The following is a 20,327-nucleotide window of genomic DNA, read 5'->3' as shown; positions in this document are numbered from 1 at the left end:
GAATTCAATCTGCTTGTCGATCCGGCCTAGATTGGCCTTTCCTCCTGGCATTCCGTTAGGCCGTCGTCATTCGTTCTGCAGGAGTAGGGCACGAAGTCCTCCCAATCCCGGATTATCTCGCCTTTCTTTGAAGTAAACCGCACAGCTTTAAGTCGGCGAATGCCTCGCCGTATCTAGCCTTCAGCGCCTCGAAATCTGCCAGGAAGTTCTTCACGTCATGTTCGATGGTCATGGCCGTCCTGCTCGAAGCCATTTATGGTCAAGACGTGAGGATGCTGCGGGAGGCTGTGCTTGAATACCTTCGCTTGAAGGGGTTCGTCTTGTTCCTGTTCGATAATCTTGACCGCTTTTGGACGCCCGGCGGCTTCACGGACGATGACGCTATGATCGTTGTTGGTCTAACAGAATCGATGCAGGAAATCGCACGGAAATTCAGAAGGAAAAACCTCGATTTCCGTTGGGGAATCTTCGTTCGCAGCGGCGTTCACGAGTTTCTGATTCGCGGCATGGCAGATTATGGGAAGCTAGCGGTCCAAAGTCTGGAGTGGACGGTCGGTCTCTCTTGAAGCAATTGTTTGAGCAACGCTTGAAAGTGAGCGCGATCGACATAAGGGATGATTGGCCGACCCTATGGTCTCGAGCCTCGGTGTTGACTGTCGCTGGGAGACCGGTACTGGACTTTCTTATTGACGGCAGCCTTATGCGGCCAAGATATCTGATCCGCCTCTTTGAAACCGCCCGTCGACGCGCCGTTACGTTCAGCCGGGGCAAAATTGCGGAAGAAGACTACCTGGTCGCGCTGAAGGAGCTAGGATGGCAGGTTCTGGAAGACCTGGATCGCGAGATTGCCGACCTTGTACCGAAGGGTTCCGATCTGTTGTTCGAAGTTGTGCAACAACGGGAGAATCTGACAGCATCAAAACTTCGGTGCATAGCCTCGAAAGAACTCAAAGACCCCGAAAGCATCGGCAAACTGATTGACGTCATGCTTTGGAATGGGAGCTTGGGGGTGATGGAGGGTGACAGCGCTCGATACATCTTCGATGTTAATTATAAGCGCCAATATCTGGCAACGCTGTTGAAGGGCAATTACGACGCTTCTTTGTCGCTCCATCCTACCCTCGTTGCCGCCCTGTCTGCTTCCTGAACCGACGTGCGGCTCCCACGAGCCACTTTTGGGAACTCGACCGCGCATCCTTCGTCTCAGGCCTTCTTCGAACACCCATGCTTGAGCGGTAAGGTGGGGCTCTTGTATCAATTTAAGGTGGCGTTGCTTATGACAAGCAACTGTGTTGCACTCTCCGCTTATCGTTAGGGGGAGGCACAGCATGGGCGATTGGATCAGGGAACGCAATTTCTCTTCACTATCGATGCGGGATCTTCTCGATGCGCGCGAAGCCTATCACGTCCATCTCGCAAACCTCGATAACGTGTTTGCGACGGCAATCGGCCGTTACCTGATCCGCGATGAGGATCCTGACGCCAAGAGCGCCGACAAAGCGGCGCCGCGCGGCTCGAGCGGGCCGCGGACGCTTTACAATTCCCGCGTCCAGAAATGGTCATGGCCCTGTGTCCTGGTCTTCGTCGACACGTGGCAGGACCGGGCCGCGTTTTCAGCGAAACCTGAGGCGATGGTCCCGCAATATCTCTACCTGCCGGACGGTCGGGTGATCCCGACCTGCGTGGTATACGCCGAATCTTCACCGCGATCCGAAGACTCCCAGCTCGACACGGTGTTTCCGACCAGTCTGCTCGGAGGCGGGTTCCCCGCGTTGCAGATGGTTCAGGGGCGCCGCCGCATGAGCACGATGGGATGTTTGGTGACGGACGGCGATCAGGTTTATGTGCTAACGAACCGCCACGTGACCGGCGAAGCCGGGCGGGAGGCGTTCACCGTCGTCGGCGATGCGCGCCAAAGGGTTGGTATCAGCATAGGTAGAGACCTCGGCAAAGTGCCGTTTCCCGAGGCCTATCCCGGCTGGCCCGGCAGCCGGCAAATGCTGAATCTCGACGCCGGCCTGATCAGAATCGATGACGTCACACGCTGGACCGCTCAAGTCTATGGCATCGGGGAAATCGGACCGATCATCGATCTCCATGTCGATACATTCGACCTCGACCTCATCGACAAGGATGTCAGGGCCTATGGTGCGGCCGGCGGACTTTTGAAGGGCCGGATACAAGCATTTTTCTTCCGCTATCGTTCGGTGGGTGGCATCGACTATGTCAGCGACTTTCTGATTGGCGCCCGCCGCGGCGAGACGAGTGTCGGGACGCGGCCAGGCGATTCCGGAACCCTCTGGTTCCTGGAGCCCGACGAAGGCACAGCCCTGCCCAGAGGTGAACGCGCCCCCCGGCTCCGGCCATTCGCGATGCAGTGGGGCGGCCAGGCACTGACGGCGCCCGGCGCCGAGCTCAGCGGAACGTTTGCGCTGGCGACCTGCCTATCCACGATATCCCGCGAACTCGACGTCGAGGTCATCGCGGATTGGAATGTCGGCCACCCGGAGACCTGGGGGGCTGTCGGCCATTTCAAGGTCGGCGCGCTGGCCTGCGACTTGGTGGAGGACGAGTGGCTTCGTGAGCTGTTCATGCTCAACCAGCGCAACATTGGCTACGACGATGTATCGTTGCAGCGTGGTCTAGGCCCGCATCCGCGGACCGAATTCGTGCCGCTAGCAGACGTGGCCGATTTCGTCTGGCGCAGTATCCGGAGGGCTGACGACAACAATCACTTCGCCGACATCGATGAGGTGGCGGAGAGCGGCGAATTTGAGGGCAAGTCGCTGCTAGAGCTGACGAAGGACCAGCCGGAGAAGGTCCATCCTGATATCTGGAATGCATTTTATGAATCGATCGGCGCCAACAAGCGCGGGGCGCTTCCTTTCAGGGCTTGGCAGATCTTTGACGAGATGACCGAGCTCGCGGCCGATGGGCGGATCACCGAATTCGTCTGTGCCGCAGGTCTGCTCGCACATTATATCGGCGATGCTTGTCAGCCCCTGCATGTCTCCAAGCTGCATCATGGCTCGTCGGAGGTGGAAGCGGATGTGCATTCGGCTTATGAAACCGCCATGCTTAACCAATTCACGGACGAACTGATTGCGGCACTCGCCGAAACGCGAGCGACATGGACCGGGCCGGAGATCAGGTGCCGCACGGGCCACGACGCCGCTGTGGCGACCGTCGAGTTGATGCGTCGCACGGTCGAGCGGCTGCCGCCGGAGCGGGTGATCGAGGTCTTCAACGAGAGCGCCGGCAGGAATCGCACGAAGAAAATGTGGCAGGCTCTTGGCGAAGACACCGTCAAATGTATTTTCGACGGTTCCCTGACCCTCGCCCGCATTTGGGAAGGCGCCTGGAAAGCAGGGCGCAGCGGCCGCCGCAATCCGCGGCTGCCGCAAGAGGCGGAATCGCAGGAGGCGCTGATGGCGCTCTACCTCGACAATAACTTCCTACTGTCGTCTAAGCTACAGGTCCTGACCGAGAGGGAGGGTCGGCTGGTGACTATCGCAACGTGAGGAATTAGGCTGCAGCGTGTGCAACGAAGCTGATCCGTGCAATTGTGTTGCGCTTGGTGCCACAGCCAGCGTCGCGACGGACGCCGACGAGGAAGATCACGCGATTTTCTAAGGGATTGGCCGATTGCGGTTGCGCGAGCAGCCAATTAAACACGAGCATGGCAGCGGCCCATTCAACGGTTTCAGCGAGCATGAAACCAGCAGGTCAAGCGGGCGGATCCCTGCGAAAATGTCCGAGAACCGTCCGCAATTGCCATGGTTCAGTCGCAGCTCGAAGGACTTCATGAATCTCCGCTCGGCGATCCTACCGGATGAGCGCACGGAAAAATTCGCCTTGTGCTCGATCTCGGACGCTCATTACACAGTGAGCAAACACAGGGTTTTCGGATAGGGATCGTTCTAGCAGCTCATTCAGAAGGCCCAGGTTGCGGCACTGCTGCGGGTCCAACGCAGCTCGGGCATGCGATAGATCTTCATCACTTGTAGCGCAGATGAAGGAAAAATATTTGCCGAGTACGCCGATGATGACATCCGACACTTGGATCCCGGGCTCCTCATGCGACGCAGCAAACCTGAAGTTCTTCAGTTCCTGGTCGCCGTCAAGAAACTTCAGCCTCGCAAGGTAGTCCTTAATGACCTCCTCGACATCGAGGATGTGTACGGCGTTCTTCAATACGCAGATCCTTTCCTGGAAGAATGCGCCGAAGCCATCGATCAAGACATTTGGTGTCTCGTCCTCGAGAAAGGGAAGAGAGTCCAACTTCAGCCCAATCTCAAGGACGCCTTTAAGCATCATATAGTTGAAGTGCTCCAGCAGGTCAGAACCATGCTCCATCAGATCAATGAGCTCTGCCATAAACGCCCGCCGCCTTACTCGGCCCACATCCGGATAGCTATATCGCTGGAAAATATCGACCGTGCCATCATAGTGCTGACGAAGAACGGAGTAGAGGTCGTTTTTCAGAGAGAAGTGAGCACTCATTAGCCGAGTGTCGCCAAACTCGGCCAGGATAGAGTCAACGATATCGACGATTGACCAATAGAGTGGGTCGACGACCGAATAATGGACATGAAGCCCCTCCTCGATAAGCCACTGGAGATAAGTCTCCAGCCGCGGGGCCCCTATAATCTCGAGAAAATCACCGGTAGCGACATGCTTGAGCTTGATTTCAGGGGCGCTATGCTGAATCCGCAATGCCAAGCGGAGCGACCCGAGCTCAATACCCCGCCGGCCAGCCGCGCATGCCACCCCGCCGACGACGAAGCATTTTGGTTCTCGGACGTTGAGTCCGTTATCGCGAATATGCAGCCGACGAATATTGTTCGTCTCGTCATAGTAGAGTTTGTAAACGCTATCGGCATTGGCTAGACGATTTAGAGCAATCACCTGCCGCCGGCGCCGATTGACATCGACGAGGACACGGCTCGCCTGATCCGCTTCAACACTGAATCCTCCTACCGGCATCGCGCGAGTTCACTTTGTTGTTCGAGAATTTCCTTCATCACGCTCTGCATTTCTTCGTCGACGACACTTGCAATCATCGTCGCCTCATAGCGGTCCCCGTGGTCGTCACCAATCCAGTCGACATTTGCCCACGCTCGCTTTAGTGGCGCCTGCGCCATGGCAAATCTATCCAAACGCGTATCCTCTCATAAAACCAGCCGAAGATCTCTCGATCAGAATCGCGACCTCGCCAAGGTCGAGGCAAGAAACTTCTCAATCCGGGCGCCAATCGCCGGAAACATGAACTTGAGAAAGGGCAGCGTCTCGGAATCTGGTAGAAACCTCTCATCGCCGTCCAGGATCGCCTGACGCATGGCCCGCGATCGTTTCGCCCATTTTCCCTTTTTATCCTGGGCTTTGATCAGGTCCTCGCATGCATATTCCCGCGAAGCCCATCGTCAGCGCGTGTTCTGGGTACCCATCGCAGATGCGGTGAACGACCTGGATAAGATGTTTGAAATCCCATCCCACCGGTGTCTTCTCACGCGCGCTTAAGATGCCATTCATGAGTCCGGTAATCGCGCGGTCATAGCGATCGCTGATCGGGGCGGGCACTCCCCTTGCGGAAAGCTCCCCAATAAGGTTTTGCCACGTCCTAACCTGCGACACCGTCTCGGGCGTCTTTTGATTTCGCGCGAGCCAAAAAGAACAAATCCGCTGGCGCAGGTCGTCCTCTCCTCCCAGCCGGGTTGCTTCCTGCTGCTGCAGCAACAAGTTGGCTTGGCCGGCATAGTCAAATGCCCAAGCGGTTTGCCTTTCGAAATCTACCATCAGATCTCCAAAGGCGATGATCTCATCCCTCCACCCGTCCTTCAGCTTGCCAGCAACCACTTCCGGTACCCGATAGTGACAACGGACGTGGAACAAGCCTTTCCGCTCGGACAGCTGCGCCGTCTCCTCATCGACGACCAATATGTTCGAGTTGTTTGAGAATAGCAGGTCGTCAGTAGTCAGCCGCCGATCCTCTGGATTGAAGCCCGCCATCATCCAGATCAGCAAGGCTCCTTCCTGACGATAAAAGGAACGGCGCTCGGCCACGACATCGAGAAAGGTGGTTGAAAGCTGCACCTCGAAAGCGACGCGACCGAAAACGGTCTGCGCCTGCACATCCGGCTGCCGGCGGCTCCCGGGCTTCCCGCTTGAACGCCATTGCCGTTCCGTGTGGATGTCGCTGTTGGCAGGGTCGGCAGCAAGGCTCCGGATAATGCGAGCTTTGGCGGCTTTGTGCGCCTCGCTCTCGCGCTGCCCATCGTATTTCAGGGCCTGGATTGCTTCCCGCGACAAGGCTGATCGGGTTTTCGCTGGGCACGATCCGTCTTCGCTCTTGTGCCGGAAGAAGAAGCGCTTTTCGGGCGATGACACGAGATACACAGGAGTCGGGCACAGAGCGCAGCTGAAGCGCGGGACGCTGGACAAGTTCTCGCGGATCGAAACCCGGTCGGCGATCAGGTGATCGTAGCGACGGCCGGAAATCCACTGAACCGCGTCGAGGACTTCGCCGCTGGCAAGATCGAGGATCTCTGTGATTTCTGGATTCTGCACCGGATCGGCATACGCCAGCGGATCAACCGTGATGTTCCTGCGCATTCACCCGTTCCTCAGCCACCGACCAAAGCCGCTGCAAGCATGCAATGAAACGATAGGCGAGGCACGTAAAAAGCGCCCGCGCGCCAACATCCTTTGCTTGCAATTTTAGCACGAATTGAGTTTATAGTGCTTCGCGTGGGGGCACAAATCTTGGAAATTCCAAAGAAGATTACAGCAACAAATATCTCCGTGTTGGAGACCTTGAAACTTTTCGACGATGAGTTTCTGGAAGTCGCGGCCGGCGTTGCGAAAGCCGAATATGCCCTTTGGTTGGGGTCGGGGATTTCGAGGGAAAGAGTGGCTGACCTGCGCGTGGTCGCGAGACGCGTGCTGGACTACCTGTCAGTCAATGCAAGAGGTGAAACCGGCGACGGAACATACAAACGCGCACTGGACAAAGCGCTAGGCCTCGCTTTGACCCATGGCGAGAAAGCTGCGGTTGATCAGGGGGCAGATCCGGCGACTTGGGCGAATATAGACATCATTGTCGAGCGCCTCGTCGGCAAATACGCACTACTCCTCGACATACGAATACAGGGACAGCCATCGGACCACTTGGTGTGGGACATCGTCGACGTCCGGGGAACTTACGCTGATGATCACCTCGAGCCGGACTGTGAACATATAGCGGTTGCGGTATTGGTTCTGGAGGGCGTGTTTCCGAAAGTCGCATCGGCCAACTGGGATGGCCTGGTAGAAAAAGCGGTGGCAACCCTGTCCGACGGCAATGAAACGTTGGTTGCCGTGCTGGTGAGAGCGGAAGATATCCCGGGCGCAGGCGGGCGAGCCCTACTTCACAAATTTCACGGCTGCGCCATCCAGGCCAAGCGCCATGAAGCGCAGTATCGAGAGTACATCGTAGGTCGGGACCAGCAAATTACGGATTGGCCGAACGATCCAAAATTCGCCCTCATGAAAAATCAGCTGGAAGGACTGAGCGTCACGCACCGTACTCTGATGATTGGCCTTTCGGCCCAGGATTCTAACATCAAGGACATATTTTCGGTCGGCCGCGCGATGCTGAAGCGCGCCTGGCCTTTGCATCCACCCGCTTATGTGTTTGCAGGCGATGAGCTCGGCGCCGAGCAAGGGACGATGCTTAAGAGCGTCTATCAGGACGATTATGACGATCGCCAGCTCGAAATCGAAAAAGCAGCAAGAATGCCTGCTTACGGAAAACCACTTCTGACGGCCTTGGTTCTAAGTGTGCTGGGTCAGAAATTTGCCAAGTTGATTGAGCTCGTGGATGCGCCGAAAATGTCTGCGGAAGAACGGACGACGATCATTGACGGAGTAATCGCGGCGAGAAATCTCGTCGCGTCCAAGGCGGGAGACACCAACGACGACAAGCGAGCGTTCATGGACGCGCTGGTCGCCGGGATCACACGAAGCCTTTCGATTTTTCGCGGGGAGATCGGCGGTCTTGCCAAAGGGATCTACGGCCCGGTTGGGGTACTGCCTATTGGGCAAATGGCCAACGATCCCTATGTCCAGATGTCAAGCATGCCGGAGCTGGGAGTATTTCTCGGGATCGCTGGGCGTGCGACAGAAGTGGACGGATGGCGGATCACACCGGTCACCGGCGATGCGAACATGGGCAGCTTCTCAATTTCCGGCGCGGCCGGGAAACAGCAGAAAATGTTCGTAGTCTCGAACAATGAAACGCTGTCGAAGCTTATCGGCGAAGGCGTCATAAATGAAGCCGATAGCGACACAATCGTTGCCGTTTGCTCCGCCCCCGTCGCTCGGCGACAAACGAGCCCGTCGTCACGGTTTGGGCGGGGTGATGCGGACAACAGCTATCGCGAGTTCAGCTTCAAAGAGCTTATAGTCAATGCCACGAGTAGCGACGAGATATTGGCGAGGCTCAAGGAAGAGGCGACGCTATGACACCCACTACACAGGCACCCGTTGAGCAGATTGTCGCGATCCTTGAAAGCTCGAAAGCATTTCGGCGCGTGCCCGCTCCTCTGAAGATCGGAAACGTCCCTTTTGAGTTCTCCGCTGTTCTGATCGGGCAGGACAAGAATCCGGACCTGGTAATCGTCATCGATACGATTACTGAGGATATTCAGCGCACACGTCAGAAAATTGGCGGTCTCGGGCGGGCTCTGGATGTGGTTGGTTCAAGACGACCGGTTACCGCAATCCTCACCGGCCCGCGGCCAGCCGAAAGCGCCCTCGAGTCAATCTCGAAAGTCTGCCGCGTTCTACCAGTCGGCACTCCGACTGGTACGAAGGACGACGAGCTGCTCCGTGATTGGCTTTCCGTACTGTTGCCATTGCCAATAGCTCCGCAGACAGGGATAGCCGCCGATCCGCTCGGGGAAATGATCCAGCTCCTACCCGCGTCGATAGATCCCCAGCTAAGAAAGTCGGTCATTGACGCTTCTCCACGCGGAGCTGCCGCCGTCAAGTTTGAGTTGAAACGGCGGCTAACGGCACCATTCGAAACAGCCGAAAAGAAACTTGAAATCGGTGAGGGCGACCAATGAGCAGCCTCGATGATGTCCATCGCCTGTCCATCACTGACTTCCGAAGCATCTCAGGAACAATTCGAGTTCCACTCGATGCACCTATCATCTTGATCCATGGCCCCAACGGAACCGGGAAGACCAGTGTCCTGTCGGCCCTCGAGCTCGCTCTGACTGGCAACGTCAAGGCGATGAGAGAAGACGATGCGAATTTTGCGCGGCATGTGGTTCACGAAGGGGCTCAACGCGCCAAGGTCGTTATCGAAGGACCTCTAGGTCCCGTGGATGATCGTGGCAGCTTTGTGATCGAGAACGGCCGCATCGCCGGCACACCGTACCTTGACGGCGGCGACGGCAAATTTTTCAGCGAGCGCTGCTATCTTGCGCAATCGATGCTCGGCCGCCTTCTCGACATCTATCAGAAATCGAAAGTCGAGGATGGCGAGAGCGCCCTTACCCAATTTGTGAAAGACCTGCTCGGCCTGAGCCAGCTCGATGCCCTAATCGATGGTCTTCACGACGCAGGCCATAAAGCTCGGACAAAAAATCTTGTGCCGGAATATCGAGCTTTTGAAAGTCGGGTCGAGCGAACTGACCAGGAAATTGTGCTGCTTAGGGCCGAACTTGCGACCCAGGATAAAACTCGCGCCGAAGAGCTTGGAAAAGTTCAAGCCGCATTGAATGCACTGTTACCCAATGAACCGTCAGATGGGTTTGACCTCGAAAACCTAGCCGCCCTGCTTGGCAACGTGGGCACCGAAGGCGTTGCCGTGGAGGCAACCCGTCGTCTGAACGATCTCCGGTCGCTCGCAAGTGCCTGGTCGAAGCTGCCAAGCGATTCAGGATCTGAAGAGCGCGCCCAGGTGGAAGCGGACGAACAAACGGCGCGAGAGGCCGCCAACGAGTGGCGAACGACGACGGGCGCCGAATTGGAGGAGCTGATCGCCTCTCTCCGCGTCCACTTTCCGGACTTGCCCTCCTGGTCTTCGACCGACCCGACGACCGCCGCCGAGCAAGCTGAGAGGCGGATTGCAAACGAACTAACCCGTATTGAGACACTGCTGGAAAACGACGAAGCGGCAAAGAAGAAAGAATTCGAACTCAACGGCAGCATCGCGAAGGAAGAAGCGCGGGGGCTGCTCGTCGACTCTCAGATTTCAAAACTTGCGCAGGACGCCGGTCAGTTCGCGAGTGCCCTTGCAACGCTTCTACCTCATATTCATACCGACGATTGCCCCGTATGTGGTCGGGATTTTTCACAGGTGTCATCGGATGAACGTCTGTCTCTTCATGTACAAAAAAGCATCGCGAAGCTAACTGACGACGCAACCCGCTTAACGGCCCTCGCGTCGGAAAAGACCGCATCGACAAGCCGCCTTGCCCAGCTTCGGCGCGAACTCGCTTCTGAGACCGCCAAACGGATTTCCGACGAGCTAAGATTGAATTCGATAAACGCCCAGGCCGACGTCGCTGAAGGCAAGGTCACATTGGCCAGGCTGTGGCAGGCGGCAATAAACGGTACTGTCCTTCTTGCCGGCGAGGCTAAACTGAAGGATCGACTGGCAAGTTTTCGCGAAAGGGATCGTGGGGCTTCCGAGCTGCTAAATGCTGCCATTCGCATGGCCGGGGAAATGGAACGGACCGATCTCACCGGAGAACCCTTTGAGACTATAATCTCGGCGCTAACTGCCCAGGCAGAGAATGATGTCGACCAGGCAACTTCTCTTCAAGCTCACCGCCGGACCGCCATACAATCGGCTTCCACACTTAAATCGATTGACGACCGTCGAAAACAGATCGCGGAAAATCTTAAGGAGGCGCGAGAGACGCGCACGGTGCTGACGGGTGCGGTGGCCGAACTGGAGACGCTGAAAGGGCAGGCAAAGAGCATCGCCGATTCTGCGCAAGAAGCTCGAACCAAGATCGTTAGACGCGTTTTCAACGAGTCATTGAACACGCTCTGGCGAGACCTTTTTGTTCGTCTTGCCCCCACCGAGCCATTTGTTCCCGCCTTCAAGATACCCGGCTCGGATTCTAAGGATTTCGCCAAACTCGAAACCGTGCATCGGAATGGCAAGAAGGGTGGAACGCCGGGATCGATGTTGAGTGCGGGAAATTTGAACACGGCGGCATTAACACTGTTTCTCGCTCTCCATTTTTCCGTTGGAGCGAGAATTCCGTGGCTTGTACTTGATGATCCGGTTCAGAATATGGACGAGGTCCACGTTGCGCAGTTTGCTGCGCTGTTGCGGACAATTTCGCGCGCTCATGGAACGAAGGTGGTTATCGCCGTTCACGAGCGGACATTGTTCGATTATTTAAAGCTAGAGCTCAGTCCTTCGTTCGAAAAAGACAGGCTACTCGCAGTCGAACTTCGCAGGGCGGCCGGCGAACCTACAACCGTCGATCCCGACCTCCTCACATACCTGGTGGACGCTGTTGCGGCGTAGGAAGGCGCCGAGCCGTCGAGGCCGCGCAAGAGGCGCTTCCTCAATGATCTGGCTGAGGAAACCTCTCGGTGGAGCTTGTCGTTCGCGGCGGCCCTCAGCGGTCTTGCCAGAACCAGCTCGATCAGTTTCGGCAGTTTTGACGATGTTCGCCGCCCGGTGAGCTTTCGCTCCATCATCTGCCGCGCCAGCGCCAGACGGTCATGCTCCTTCAAACCGAGTTCGGCGGCCGCGGCCGCGATCAGCCTTGCGCGAAGGCGGGCAGTCAGGTTTCGCGATCGCGATGGAGGCGACGATCGACGGGGATGGCGTCGTTAGGCACCTATTAACCATATGAATTAATGCCGTAAAATTCACAAACGGAAGTCACTACGCGACTAATTTCCGTCATCCGGACGCCAATTCTCGCGACGTATAACTATCGATAGGGACCAAGTATCGATAGTGCTTGATTTGGAGCCGCAAAAGCGCTTGTCGACCGCCCTGGATCGTGGATTTGCTTGGAAATCCGGGCTTTTCCGCCGCTTTCGATCTCTTTCGGCGGACTTATCTGCCTGATCGAATGGACTGACCCAGTCCGAGCGCCAAGGCCGCGAGCTGTCCGCCGGGCGATTTCTCCTGGCCCATCCAAAACGGCAGACCGGGAAGCCGATCGTTCCCAAACAGCCGAATTCGCGGCATTTCGCCCACAGAAGCCCGCTGGCGCGGTTTCGCGACCCCTGGCGGCCCATCGGTCATCCGCGCTGCCATTTTGAGTCTGGCGGGCCTCCATTCACACGATAAAACACACTTGCAAAGGTTCGTTTTCTGACACATTCCTTATCTGTACAAACTGCCCCGAAAGGCCGGTAAAAAGTCCGATGGCGAAAGCTTCGCATTTCAATCTCCCTCCTCCGCCGAAAAGGCTTATTGGTTACGCTCGCGTTTCGACCGACGATCAGCTCAACGACGCGCAGGTCGACGAACTGCGCGCTGCCGGTTGCCACCGCATCCACCAGGAGCACGGATCCGGCGCATCACGCGCTCGGCCGGTGCTGGCGAAGCTTCTCAAGGACGTTGCCGCCGGCGACGTGCTCGTCGTCGTCCGCCTGGACCGCCTGGCCCGCTCGGTTAGCCACTTGCTCGATGTCATCGAAGACCTCGAGCAGCGCGGCGTGCATTTCCGCTCGCTGCGCGATCCAATCGATACCTCGACACCGCAGGGGATGTTTTCCTTGCAGGTGCTCGGCGCCGTCGCCCAGCTCGAGCGCGCACTCATTGCCGAACGGACGAAGTCCGGCATGCAGGCCGCCAAGGCACGCGGCCGGCTCGCCGGCAATCCAGGACTTCGGGAACGCCGCCCGGAGGCAATCCGCGCGGTCTCAGTTGCGCGCGAGCGCGCCTACCTCGATGAACTGATTGCCTCGGCGCAGACATGGCTGCCGACCGTCCGGCGGCTACGCCCACAACACAGTTGGGACAATGTCGTGCGGATCCTCAATCGGAGGGGGTACGACTGGACAGTCGAACGTTTGCGTCGGGCGGTCCATCGGATGGTGCGGGAGAAGCTCGCCGAACCGGAGCTGCTTGCCCGATCGCCGCGCCGGCCGCCTGAAGATCACCTGATGCGGCTAATTGCCGGGATTGCAATCGCCGATCCCGATCTGTCGCTGCGCGACATTGCCGCCCAATTGGACCAGATGCATGAGCGGCCGCCGCGTGGCGGCCGGAAATGGGCACCGTCTTCCGTCCGGGCACTATTGGATGAGGCGCGCCGCCTCGGACTGGTTCGCTCCTCAGAGCGTGGTTCATGAAGCGCCCAGGTTTGCAAAGACGCGCCATCGGAGCGGGGCCAACCAGTTGCAGGGGCTGAGTGGTCGCAGCCCGGCCTTGCACCTCTTTGACCGCTCCGGGAACAAATCGACGGTTGGTATCGGAGACACTCCGGGCTCTTCTCCCCCCAGAGTCAAAGACATTGATGTCCTAATCTCGGTTTCAGCCGGCCCAAACGCGTGAGATCCCTGTCGGCAATATGAGGCAGAAGCCATCGAAGCGTTCACTGTGCAGCAGATTTATGGCGTCGATCACAAGCGCGTCGCGAATCTTTACTAACTGTTCTCGGTATCGGTGAGCACCGCAACGCCGTGGATCGAGTTCTCCTGGCATGCGACAGTCTCCTCCAAATTGCTCCAGCTTATTAGCTGGGCTCCCATACTATCCGACTCTCCTTCCGGGACCACCCTGGTTGACCCGCATGAGGGCCATCAACATTGGCCCAAGCGAAAACTCGCCGCGCGCCGCCTTTCGCGTGAGATCCCGGAGATAGCCGCCGGCGTTGTTGATGTGCACCGCCCTTTCGAGGATGCATGCGACAGCAACCGCGGCATTCTGCTGTCCCATGACCTCGCAGGCTTCCTGATAGGCTGATGGGCTGACCCCCAGCGTCGATCGAACGACGACCGCCGCCGACATCAGGTCGCGCCAGCTTCCAACCGCGCCGCCCGGCCCATAATCGTTGACCTCTGGGCAGGCCTTCAGCACCATACCCAACGGAAAAGCCTTTATCGGCTCGCTCGTCGGCCGCCTGGTCTGGCTCGAGTTCGCGCCCTGCTCATGTCCAGAGCTAGGTTCAAGTTCATAGCTGGATTCGGTATTTGAATTCTGTATGTGGCGTTCGTTTTGAACAGCATTGCTGCCCATATCTTTGGAATTTTCCTGAATTTCCAGCCGGTTGATGATTTCCTCGCGGAGCATCTCCATTTCCTCGAGGATTTGCTGTAGATCCGCGGTCGTCGGCGTGCGGGGGATGCGCCCGGTCAGGTCGAGGAATATCTCCTCGATGCGTCCCCAGTCGCCGGCAGCTCCCTCCTCCATCGCGGCGCTGATCAGCTTGCGGACATCTCGCCGGCAGATCGACAACGCTTCCTTGGTGATGCGGAAGCGCTTGCGCTCTGCGGCAACCTGCTGTGCGGCGTGCGCTAGCTCCTCGGCGCGTGCCAGCAGCGGCGCCAGACTGAAGCCAAACGCCTCCTCGATCGCACCGGTCTCGTCCTTGCGGGCGTAACGCTTGCCGTTGGCGCTGTCCTTGCGCTGGATCAGCCCAGCGTCGACGAGTGCTGCGAGATGCCGACGCAAGGTCGTGCCGGCAATGCCGTGCGCTCGCACGGACAGCTGGTCGTTCGACGGGAAAACCACGAGACCGCGGTCTTCCGAAAGCTCGTTGTCCGGATAGAACGTCAGCAGCGCGTCCAGGACCGTGAGCGCACGGTCTTGCACTCCAAGCAGCGCCCTCGCTTCACAGGCATCGCGAAACACCTTCCACTTGTCGACGGTCTTGCCGGGCTTTATTTCCGCCGTCTTCATCTGCCCTTTCACCTGGGCAAGCGAGATCGGCCGCCGCCCGAAGGGCGTCGTCACATTTCCACTCTCCATCTTCCTTCACCTTTTAGAAGGCAAAAGAAATCCGCTCCACCAAAACGGCGCCAAAGACTCTTGACTGTGAATCGTGAAAATGCGAATCTCAGGGTGCTTAGATCTGAGGAAGGCTTCCACGACGGAGACGTTTGGGGGCCTTTTTCTTTTGCGCGTTACTCTCCTTGTGATTCACGTTTATTGCGGAACGCGGTGTAGAGGTCGGCCAGGTTGTCCGAAACGAACTTTCCGAAGTCCACGGCATCCTTCGACTTCAAAGCGAGTGTAAAGTTGCGTCCGTCAGTCGACATGCTGGCGGCAATCCGTTTGTCCTCAGACGCCCACTTCTGAACGCTCTTAGGTGAGGCGACTTTCGCTGCCTTTGCCGATCGCTTGAGATGGTCGACAAGACGGTTGAACCGCTCCTCAGCACTGCCTTCATTGAACCCGGTTTCCCCGACGAGACGAGTTGCTGTGTCGAGATGTGCCGGCTTCTCCAACAGAGTTTTCAGTTCGTACCACCGGTCGCGCCCGATAGTCTTGGCGGCTCCAATCGCATCGAGGATGTCCCGCGGTATCGCGGCTACGGAAAGCATCTTCGAAAGGGTCGCCCGATCGGTGGACAGTGCACGCATGACGACGGCGTTGTCGTTGTCGTAATGCAGTTGCGAGAGCGTATGAGCAAAGACCGCCCGCTCGATGAACGATAGATTTGCGCGAGCGGAGTTTTCTTGTCCTTGCGCGACGACGTGGTCTTCGTCGCGCATTTCCTTCACTACAGCAAAGACCTTCCGCCCCAGAGCCTTGGCCACTCGCAAACGACGATGGCCATAGACGACCATGTAACGACCGCCCAGACGGGGGTGAGGCCGGACAAGTATTGGCGTGTCTTGTCCCCGATCGCGGATCGCCTCAAGAAGCTCGTTGAACTCGTTTTCATCCTCCTCGAGCCGGTCACTGACGAATGAGCCATCGATCAGTTCCGGCTCCAATTCGACGACGGTTTGGCCGGCACGCACCTTATCGGCCTGCGCTGCGAGCTCATCGATCGAGCTGAGAATGGATTTCGATGCTCCTGTCATGCGGAACTCTGGTAGGGGCTCCCTCTCACCAGCTGGGGCTTCCGTCATTATGCTTGCAAAGGGGTTTTTGCGAGCCATTTATTCACTCTCCTGAGTGGCCTACCGCATTGAATTCAATGCGTTTCCGCTGCGTTTTTACGGCCGTCAACATTCAAAGACGGCCCCATGCCCTATGGATGAGTCCTTGGATCTCGAAATTCACCGCATCCATGCATTCCATCGCACGATCGTAGGTCTCGCGCGTGAAATTCGCGCGATCGACCTCGTAAAGGGATTGCTTCGTCAGACCGGCGTCCGAGATGGCGGTCGTTTTCACCATCGGGTTCTTTAGGATTTCCTCGGCGAGCATCGACTGCATGAAGCCGAGCATTTGAACCTGGGGAACATCCGATGGTTCAAAGCGAGTGATCAAGTACCGCAGCCAGTCCATTTGGACATTTGCGCCCGCCTTCTTAATCGTCTTTGTTATGTTGCCGAGCATCAGCAGAAACTGGGACATCGACATGAGGTCCAGCATTTGCGGGTGAACGGTGATCAGCACCGACGTGGCGGCGGTCAGCGCCGTCAGAGTCAAATAACCAAGTTGCGGCGGGCAATCGAGCACCACCACATCGTAGCGCTCATCTACTTCTTCAAGCGCTCTGCCTAGACGAGTGAAGAACCGCTTGCCTTCTGTCGACGTCTGCATTGCGAGCGGGGTGTCGTATTCATACTCCTGCAGCTCAAGGTTTGCTGGAATGATGTCCAGACTAGGAAAGTTCGTCGCTGCTATCACGTCCGCAATCGGTCGCCGCTGTTCGTCGAAACGAAGCGAGTCGTAAAGAGATGGGTTTCGATCCAGTTCAGGTTGGAAACCGTGTAGCGCCGAGAGAGAGGCTTGCGGGTCGAGGTCTATCGCGAGGACACGATGCCCCGTGAGGGCAAGATGCTGCGCCAGATGAGCCGCCGTCGTTGTCTTGCCGGACCCGCCCTTGAAGTTGACGACAGCAATGACCTGCAGCTTATCACCTGGCTTGCGATAGGGGACGTATTTCTTGGCCTCTGCCTTGCCGGTCTTATCAAGGAAATGCCGGAGCTCCAGCATTTGCTCGGCCGTGTAGAAGCGACGGCCACCGCTCGAAGTCGTGGGCACCGGCCCTTTGCCTTCAAGGTGAAGGCGTTTCAGATTATTGGGACTCACGCCAAGATAGTGAGCCACTTCTGCCATAGAGAATGTTCGCAAAGTTTTACGAGCATTGGGCGGAAACTTCTCCTGGCGAAGTTGGTCGAGCTTGCGGGAAATCTCCGCGCCCTGCAGAAGTATCTTGTCGTCGAACTCGAACTTTGGGAATGCAGCGAAAGCGTTCATAGGCCTTAAACCATTCTGGCGATATTACGCGTGAATTCAGACAACTGCCGCCATTATCTGCGATTCCCCTGAGTCGGCAACAAGTTTTTCGTTAACAGAAGGTTAATGCACCGCTAGGAGTAGAGCTGCATGCCCGTGCATCACTCCCGCAGTCGAACCTTTCGCGGTTACCTGCCTTGGCGGCAAGGTTGACTGCCTGTTCATAGACGGCCGTCTTATTTAATGAGGATGGCCATAGCGGCTTCGCGGAGGGCTCCTGGCGGCATTTCAGGCGGGCGGCAAGATCAGTGCCCATGTGTCTCTCTCCCGCTGCTACCTAGGTAAAGCAATCTATGTCGAATCAGTTGCAGTAGGGACTCACCACAGGGGTCGCCGGCCGCCGCGACTTGGTGGAATCCCGAAATTCGCTGCAGCAGTTGCCGAAGGGCAAATTGTTCAGATTCCGATGACGGAGCCTTCCGCATCGAATCCTTTGACAAGCTAGATTGGCGACTCAGCGATGTTGCACCGCTCCCGATCGCGCGGCGACCGTACTGGCGCTTCTCGACGATAGATCTCAGCCCGCGGAATTTGCACGGACGGGCATATTTTCCCGCTGCGCGATCCAAAAGGGCGAGGAGGAAGGAGAGTAGGCGCCAGCGCCGGTCAACGGCTGCGATTTCTCGGGCTCGGATAAGGTGGGACTGCCTCGTGAACTACTTCCAGCTCCCATACCCCGATCAGGTCGCCGCGAGTGAAGCCGCGGCCACCAGGTCTTGCTCGTTATGCCGGACGCGGTTGTTGGCAAGGAGGTTCAACACACCTCAGCGGATGTGATGGGGGGGCAATTGACCCCCTAATATTTAGGGGCTATCACTGTCTCGGAGTGGGACGGAGCCTGGGGAAAATTCAAGAAACTACTGCGAATCTTGTATTGTTCAGCCGGTCGATCCCGCCGATGAATTGGGAGACTGTTAGCTCAAACGGATTAGGGAAAAGCTGAATCACTTCAAATAGCTAGAAGCACTCGCCCTTGAAGTGCGCCGCTTTCCGAGTCTATTATGACAGTGAGGGTAACGAACACGTGAGTAACCAAGTTCTTAAAGGTTACGAACCAGACGAACTCGAATCAGTTTCTATCTCAGTGAATTCGTGGGGCGATAGGTAGACGGCGGGGAGGCGTGCCGTGATGAAGATTCGAAGTTCTTGCGACGATGCAAGTCGATCATTCGGTTCTTCAGTGCACTGGCACCTGGTCGAGAAGGTGAAATCATAAATGCCACGATTCAAGGGCGCGAACACTGCCGACGCCACGACCAAGAAGGACCTCGGTGAGTTGACTTTTCAAGACAGACTGGCCGTCGGCCTGGAGCGGATCAAGACCGAGCGGGGCTGGAAGAATAAAGACCTCGCTGCCAAGCTTGGCGTCACCGAGGGCTATATGTCCGAAGTCGCCCGTGGAAAGCGGGACATCAAGTTGACGATGCTCGACAAGATGACGCGCGAGCTGAAGGTCTCAATCTACGAGTTGTTCGAAGTCAGCGAAGAAGAGCTCCAGCCGAAGACGCGACCCGTCGCGCGAAGGTCAAAAAAAAAGATGCCTGAACGCCATCTTTCTGAGAGTCTGTAGCGGCGACCCCGAAGGCGAGAGCGCCGCTTTTTGATGCTCAGTCATTGAGGTTGAACCAGAACCGCTGCTTAGCGCCTTTATCGTTCGGAATATCGAAATAGTAGGGATTGGCGCGTCGCGGGCGATGCGCTGAGATTTGCACCATGCAGCTGTCGCTGCGGTGCGCCGTCAACGCCGCGCTGTTACCGGTCGAGAAACTCACGATGATGCCGGCGCGTTCATTAGCCGCTTCATTGCCGTAGCGTCGTTGGAACTCAGATCGGTTTTCGCACCGATTCATAGTTTGCACGCATCGGTTGGGCTCTGGATCGCGACCAAAGTCGTCGTGATGGCCACTTTCCGTATAGCCGACGTGGAAACCTGCCGGGCAATCTTCATACTCTTCGCGACCGGGCGCGCCGGCTTTCGCTTCGTGGCAAATAGGCCAGTCAAAACCAGGCTTCGCCATCGCGGCGATCAGCCGTTTCATTGGAGGAACGCAGTAGGGAACTCCCTGCCAAGACGGATTGCTGGATGCTGCGCACAATAGGACCTGGCAGCCCCAAGACGCATCTTCGGCTTGTGCTGGCTTGGCGGCCCATAGCGCGCCCGAGGCCAGTAGCGCGACTGACAGAAAATTGGTCCGTTTCATTTCCCTCTCCTTCAACCGCATCAGTGAATCTGGGTCCAGACGCCGTCGATCTTTGCGAACGAGAGCGTTCCGGGTTCTTTCGATCCGGCGAATGACCCGGTCGTCGTGGTGATGATTCCGGTACAAATCACGCCGGGAGTAACCGGATGCTGTTTGCACTCAGAGATCTTCATCGCACGGCCAGATTTTTGGATCGCGGCGCTGGCTTGTTCATCGGTAGGAACTTCTGTCTTTGCCGCCTCAGTGGCTTTGGCCTCGAGGCTCGTGACCTTCTGTTCGAGCTCGGCAATCTTGGTGCTCGCGGCCGAATTGCTGAACTGATAGCCTGCGCCGAAGCCAACGAGAGCTGCGACTGCGGCCGCAATGCCTGCAGAAATGTATGCTGTGCTCATGTCGCTTTTCCTCAGTAATCTTCGATTCCGAGACGCTTGAGAATGATAGTCGGATCCTTCTCGCAGTCCTTCTTCCACTCACGATGTTGCGCGCAAGCGTAGGCATATTGGCTGAGATCCGCCGAGGACAGATCAGCGAGCTTGTTGCCTATGGACATCCACTCCTGTACCTCAGCTGGATCGCAACCACGCCCTCCTGCTCCGCAGAAATCAGCATCGCGCTCCTCGACTTGTTGTTGAGTGGCGCCGTCTTGCAAGGCCGATTGAGACATTGCCGAGATAGGAGCAGCCGCGAGAATGAACACGCCGGCCGCCACTGCGGCTTTGAGCAAATGGTTCATA

The 20,327-nt window shown here is 57.3% G+C and carries 18 protein-coding genes and 2 pseudogenes; 8 read left to right on the top strand and 12 right to left on the bottom strand.

Features of this window, described 5'->3' with window-relative positions; translation table 11 throughout:
* Positions 1 to 230: 230 nt before the first annotated feature.
* From ACFHWW_RS26535 to ACFHWW_RS26525, 3 genes are all read left to right on the top strand, one after another.
* A complete protein-coding gene (locus ACFHWW_RS26535; protein ID WP_379941932.1) occupies positions 231 to 566 on the top strand; it encodes a hypothetical protein in 336 nt (111 codons plus the stop codon).
* Entirely contained in the window at positions 563 to 1,147 is a 585-nt protein-coding gene (locus tag ACFHWW_RS26530; protein ID WP_379941929.1) for a P-loop ATPase, Sll1717 family, read from the top strand. Before ACFHWW_RS26535 ends, ACFHWW_RS26530 begins: the two co-directional genes overlap by 4 nt.
* 181 nt (positions 1,148 to 1,328) lie before the next feature.
* Positions 1,329 to 3,521: a hypothetical protein gene (locus ACFHWW_RS26525; RefSeq protein WP_379941927.1), complete on the top strand. Its 2,193-nt coding sequence runs from the start codon at positions 1,329 to 1,331 to the stop codon at positions 3,519 to 3,521.
* A 4-nt stretch (positions 3,522 to 3,525) separates the two neighbouring features.
* On the opposite strand, the gene ACFHWW_RS26520 is transcribed toward ACFHWW_RS26525, so the two are convergent.
* The 4 genes from ACFHWW_RS26520 to ACFHWW_RS26505 form a co-directional block, all read right to left on the bottom strand.
* The gene (locus tag ACFHWW_RS26520) at positions 3,526 to 3,714 is read right to left on the bottom strand and encodes a hypothetical protein (protein ID WP_379941925.1); all 189 of its coding nucleotides are present in this window, start codon (positions 3,712 to 3,714) and stop codon (positions 3,526 to 3,528) included.
* Between the two features lie 111 nt (positions 3,715 to 3,825).
* Positions 3,826 to 4,986, bottom strand: a complete 1,161-nt coding sequence (locus tag ACFHWW_RS26515) for a DUF3800 domain-containing protein (protein ID WP_379941923.1) — start codon at positions 4,984 to 4,986, stop codon at positions 3,826 to 3,828.
* Positions 4,977 to 5,159: a hypothetical protein gene (locus ACFHWW_RS26510; RefSeq protein WP_379941921.1), complete on the bottom strand. Its 183-nt coding sequence runs from the start codon at positions 5,157 to 5,159 to the stop codon at positions 4,977 to 4,979. Before ACFHWW_RS26510 ends, ACFHWW_RS26515 begins: the two co-directional genes overlap by 10 nt.
* A 211-nt stretch (positions 5,160 to 5,370) precedes the next feature.
* Positions 5,371 to 6,612 carry a DUF6035 family protein gene (locus ACFHWW_RS26505; protein WP_379941919.1) on the bottom strand — a complete coding sequence of 414 codons (1,242 nt, stop codon included), beginning with the start codon at positions 6,610 to 6,612 and terminating at the stop codon, positions 5,371 to 5,373.
* A 150-nt stretch (positions 6,613 to 6,762) separates the two neighbouring features.
* Here ACFHWW_RS26505 and ACFHWW_RS26500 point away from each other — a divergent pair, with 150 nt between their 5' ends.
* Genes ACFHWW_RS26500 through ACFHWW_RS26490 form a run of 3 tightly spaced genes read left to right on the top strand, consistent with a single transcriptional unit; the run spans position 6,763 to position 11,536 of the window.
* Entirely contained in the window at positions 6,763 to 8,502 is a 1,740-nt protein-coding gene (locus tag ACFHWW_RS26500) for a hypothetical protein (protein ID WP_379941917.1), read from the top strand.
* Positions 8,499 to 9,107 carry a hypothetical protein gene (locus ACFHWW_RS26495; RefSeq protein WP_379941915.1) on the top strand — a complete coding sequence of 203 codons (609 nt, stop codon included), beginning with the start codon at positions 8,499 to 8,501 and terminating at the stop codon, positions 9,105 to 9,107. Before ACFHWW_RS26500 ends, ACFHWW_RS26495 begins: the two co-directional genes overlap by 4 nt.
* Positions 9,104 to 11,536 (top strand): AAA family ATPase, encoded by a 2,433-nt coding sequence (locus tag ACFHWW_RS26490; protein ID WP_379941913.1) that lies wholly within the window; start codon positions 9,104 to 9,106, stop codon positions 11,534 to 11,536. Before ACFHWW_RS26495 ends, ACFHWW_RS26490 begins: the two co-directional genes overlap by 4 nt.
* 86 nt (positions 11,537 to 11,622) lie before the next feature.
* Here ACFHWW_RS26490 and ACFHWW_RS26485 read toward each other — a convergent pair.
* A pseudogene (locus ACFHWW_RS26485) lies at positions 11,623 to 11,840 on the bottom strand (DUF1612 domain-containing protein); the annotation flags it as partial.
* Positions 11,841 to 12,393: 553 nt separating this feature from the next.
* Between ACFHWW_RS26485 and ACFHWW_RS26480 the strand changes: the two are divergent.
* The gene (locus ACFHWW_RS26480) at positions 12,394 to 13,326 is read left to right on the top strand and encodes a recombinase family protein (RefSeq protein WP_379941911.1); all 933 of its coding nucleotides are present in this window, start codon (positions 12,394 to 12,396) and stop codon (positions 13,324 to 13,326) included.
* Between the two features lie 191 nt (positions 13,327 to 13,517).
* Here ACFHWW_RS26480 and ACFHWW_RS26475 read toward each other — a convergent pair.
* The 4 genes and pseudogenes from ACFHWW_RS26475 to repA all read right to left on the bottom strand — a co-directional run.
* Positions 13,518 to 13,603: pseudogene (locus ACFHWW_RS26475) on the bottom strand (Maebl); the annotation flags it as partial.
* 123 nt (positions 13,604 to 13,726) lie between these two features.
* Positions 13,727 to 14,944 (bottom strand): plasmid replication protein RepC, encoded by a 1,218-nt coding sequence (repC, locus tag ACFHWW_RS26470; protein ID WP_379941909.1) that lies wholly within the window; start codon positions 14,942 to 14,944, stop codon positions 13,727 to 13,729.
* 155 nt (positions 14,945 to 15,099) lie between these two features.
* Complete coding sequence (gene repB, locus ACFHWW_RS26465; protein WP_379941907.1) at positions 15,100 to 16,083, bottom strand: plasmid partitioning protein RepB; 984 nt, start codon at positions 16,081 to 16,083, stop codon at positions 15,100 to 15,102.
* Positions 16,084 to 16,156: 73 nt separating this feature from the next.
* Positions 16,157 to 17,353, bottom strand: a complete 1,197-nt coding sequence (gene repA, locus ACFHWW_RS26460) for a plasmid partitioning protein RepA (protein WP_379941905.1) — start codon at positions 17,351 to 17,353, stop codon at positions 16,157 to 16,159.
* A 1,255-nt stretch (positions 17,354 to 18,608) separates the two neighbouring features.
* Between repA and ACFHWW_RS26455 the strand changes: the two genes are divergently transcribed.
* Positions 18,609 to 18,962, top strand: coding sequence for a helix-turn-helix domain-containing protein (locus ACFHWW_RS26455; RefSeq protein ID WP_379941902.1), 354 nt, complete (start codon positions 18,609 to 18,611; stop codon positions 18,960 to 18,962).
* Between the two features lie 37 nt (positions 18,963 to 18,999).
* Here the strand turns inward: ACFHWW_RS26455 and ACFHWW_RS26450 are convergent, their stop codons facing one another.
* From ACFHWW_RS26450 to ACFHWW_RS26440, 3 genes are read right to left on the bottom strand one after another with little or no spacing between them, the layout of a single operon-like run.
* Complete coding sequence (locus ACFHWW_RS26450; RefSeq protein WP_379941900.1) at positions 19,000 to 19,593, bottom strand: hypothetical protein; 594 nt, start codon at positions 19,591 to 19,593, stop codon at positions 19,000 to 19,002.
* Positions 19,594 to 19,613: 20 nt separating this feature from the next.
* Positions 19,614 to 19,985 (bottom strand): hypothetical protein, encoded by a 372-nt coding sequence (locus ACFHWW_RS26445; protein ID WP_379941898.1) that lies wholly within the window; start codon positions 19,983 to 19,985, stop codon positions 19,614 to 19,616.
* Positions 19,986 to 19,996: 11 nt separating this feature from the next.
* Positions 19,997 to 20,326 (bottom strand): hypothetical protein, encoded by a 330-nt coding sequence (locus tag ACFHWW_RS26440; protein ID WP_379941895.1) that lies wholly within the window; start codon positions 20,324 to 20,326, stop codon positions 19,997 to 19,999.
* Between the last annotated feature and the right edge of the window lies 1 nt (position 20,327).

Source organism: Sinorhizobium sp. P24N7, from assembly GCF_042436655.1.
Taxonomy (GTDB): Bacteria; Pseudomonadota; Alphaproteobacteria; order Rhizobiales; family Rhizobiaceae; genus Sinorhizobium; species Sinorhizobium meliloti_A.
This window is presented reverse-complemented; position numbering and strand designations above follow the sequence as displayed.